Origin of the sequence: Mesorhizobium sp. M4A.F.Ca.ET.020.02.1.1 (assembly GCF_004022645.1) — a bacterium.
GTDB lineage: Bacteria > Pseudomonadota > Alphaproteobacteria > Rhizobiales > Rhizobiaceae > Mesorhizobium.
Genome location: NZ_RZOI01000831.1, coordinates 1 through 2,454 on the forward strand (window position 1 = coordinate 1; position 2,454 = coordinate 2,454).

General features: G+C 69.4%; 2 protein-coding genes. Both read right to left on the reverse strand.

The features are described 5' to 3' along the window. The coding region (gene fhuB / locus EN742_RS31805) for a Fe(3+)-hydroxamate ABC transporter permease FhuB (RefSeq protein WP_128333722.1) at window positions 1-1,861 on the reverse strand (1,861 nt) is incomplete at its 3' end. Then, a partial coding sequence (locus tag EN742_RS31810) for an ABC transporter substrate-binding protein (protein ID WP_128333723.1) occupies window positions 1,854-2,454 on the reverse strand: 601 nt, incomplete at its 5' end. The genes EN742_RS31810 and fhuB, both read right to left, overlap by 8 nt.

The window sequence follows — 2,454 nt, forward strand, 5'->3', positions numbered from 1 at the left end:
GGCCGAGGCGGCGGGCGAGATGCGGCGCCATCAGGCCGATGAAGGTCAGCGGACCGACGATCAGGGTCGAGGCGGCGGTGAGCGCGGCGACCATCAGCAGGACGGCGAACCGGACTTTTCGCACGTCGAGGCCAAGCGCCATCACCGCGGCGGCGCCGAGCGGCAGCATGTCCAGCCAGCGGATGAAGAGGGGAGCCACGAGGAACAGGCAAAGCGCGGCGGCCGCAGTGAGCAGCGCCGAGTCCGCATCGACGCCGTAGGTCGAGCCGGTCAGCCAATTGAGCAGCAGCATGGCGCGCGGGTCGCCGGTTGCGGTCAGCACCAGGATCAGCGCATCGAACAGAGCGGTCAGCGCGACGCCGGCGAGCAGCAGCCGCTCCGGCGCGTAGGCGGCGCGGCTGCCGAGCGCAAGTGTCGCCGCCAGAGCAGCGAAGGCGCCGACGGTCGCCGCCATCATCTGCAGCGGACGGCTGGGGCCAGCCACGGAAAACAGCGCCGCCATCATGCCGAGCGCAGCACCCGCGCTGATGCCTAGCACTTCGGGGCTGGCCATCGGATTGCCTGTCAGGCGCTGCATCATCAAGCCGGCCAGCGCCAGCATGGCGCCGGCGGCAAGCGCGGCCGAAACGCGCGGCAGTCGCCATGACAGCAAGGGTGCCAACTGGTCGCCGAGGACGAAGCTCCAGCCGTGCGGCCCCGGTCCGTAGCAGAGCACAAGCGCGAGCAGCAAAAGGAGCGACAGGCCGATCGCCGCCAGCAGGGGGCCAGGAGGGCTCGCGCGCGGCAGCCGTTCGGCGATAGGCGCTGGAAGCTCGGCGCCAAGCGCAAGGCGCGGCAGCAGCCAGAGCAGCAGCGGCGCGCCGAGAAGCGCCGTGATGGCGCCGGTCGGCAAATGATCGCCCTGTGGCCCGGTCAGCAGTTGCACGCCCTGGTCGGCGGCCCATAGCAGCGCGGCGCCGATCAACGGCGCCATGACCAGCCGCTGGCCGCGCCGGCGGGCGCCGCCTATGCGGGCAAGGGCCGCCGCCGCGAGGCCGACAAAGCCTACGACGCCAACGGCCGCGACGACAAAGGCAATCAGCGCAACGGCAGCGGCAAGCCCGGAAAAGCGATAGACGCCGAGCGGCAGGCCGAGGCTGCGCGCGCCCTCGTCGTCGAGGCCGAGCAAGGTCAGCGGCCGCACCATCAGGCCGATCGCCAATGCCGCGAGGCTCAGACGCGGCAGGAGCCACAGCGTGGTCTTCCAATCCTGCTGACCGAGCGAGCCGGAGCCCCAGATAAACAGGTTGGCCAGCCATTCGTGCCTGAGCACGATAAGGGCGGCGCCAATCGCTCCGGCATAGAGGCTGACAACAAGGCCGCCGAGCACGACGGACAGCGGGGACAGGCCTTTGTGCCAGGACAGCGCGAAGACTGCAGCGAGCGCGACAAGGGCACCTGCAAGCGCCACCCATTCGCGACCGAAGGAAAGCAGCGCGGGCGAGAAAAGCGTGGCCAGCGCCAGTGCCAAATAGGCGCCGGCCAACACGCCGACGGTCTCCGGCGAGGCGAGCGGATTGCGCAGCACCTGCTGCAGCACCGTTCCGGCGAGGCCGAGGGCCGCGCCGCAAAGCAGGCTGACGGCAAGCCTCGGCAGGAAGGCATAGTGGACGAGCACCTGCCGCATGTCGTCGATTTCGGGTAAAGCGAGCGCCTTGAGCCAAAGCGCCGGCGGCAGTTGAACGGCAAGATTGGGAATGGTCGCCGCCACGGCCAAGGCCGCGAGCGCAGCGCAAAGCAGGATGGCTACGGTCGGCTGGCCACCGGCGCGCGGGACGATGAGACCGGCCGTACCCACTTTGCTTACCGCCGCATCAGCCATTGCCGTTTTCTCCTGTCATCGCCCTGGTCAGCACGCGGGCGAAGCGGGCGGCGGAAGGAAGCCCGCCGAACATCAGCACGGCGGGCAGGCGCATGATCGATCGGTTGCGCACGAAGGGCATGGCGTTCCAGACCGGGCTTTCGGTCAGCGTGCCGCCGGCGCCCTCGGGCATGGGCTCGAGAAAGGCGAGACGCGCATCGCTCGCTGTCGCCAGGCCGTCGATGCCGACGGTCGAAAAGCCCCAATAATTGGTCTCGCCGGTCCAGGCGTTGCGGATGCCGATGCGGTCGAACACCGCCTGGAAGAGACTCCTGGCGCCATAGACGCGCACATTGCGCGGATCGAGGAAGTTGACGATGTAGACCGGCCTTGCCGCCAGCGGCGCGAGTTTCTGCCTGGTCTCGGTGAAACAGGCCTCGGTCGCCGCGATCAGCGCCTCGCTTTCGGCCTGCCTGCGGGTCAGCCTGGCGAGCTCGCGGGTCGCCTCGACGGCTAGCCGGTAGGGTTCTCCGGCCTCGGTGTAGAGGCCGATCGTCTTCACCGGCGCGACGCGCTCGAGCTGCGGCTTGATGCCGTCGAGATAGGGAATGGAC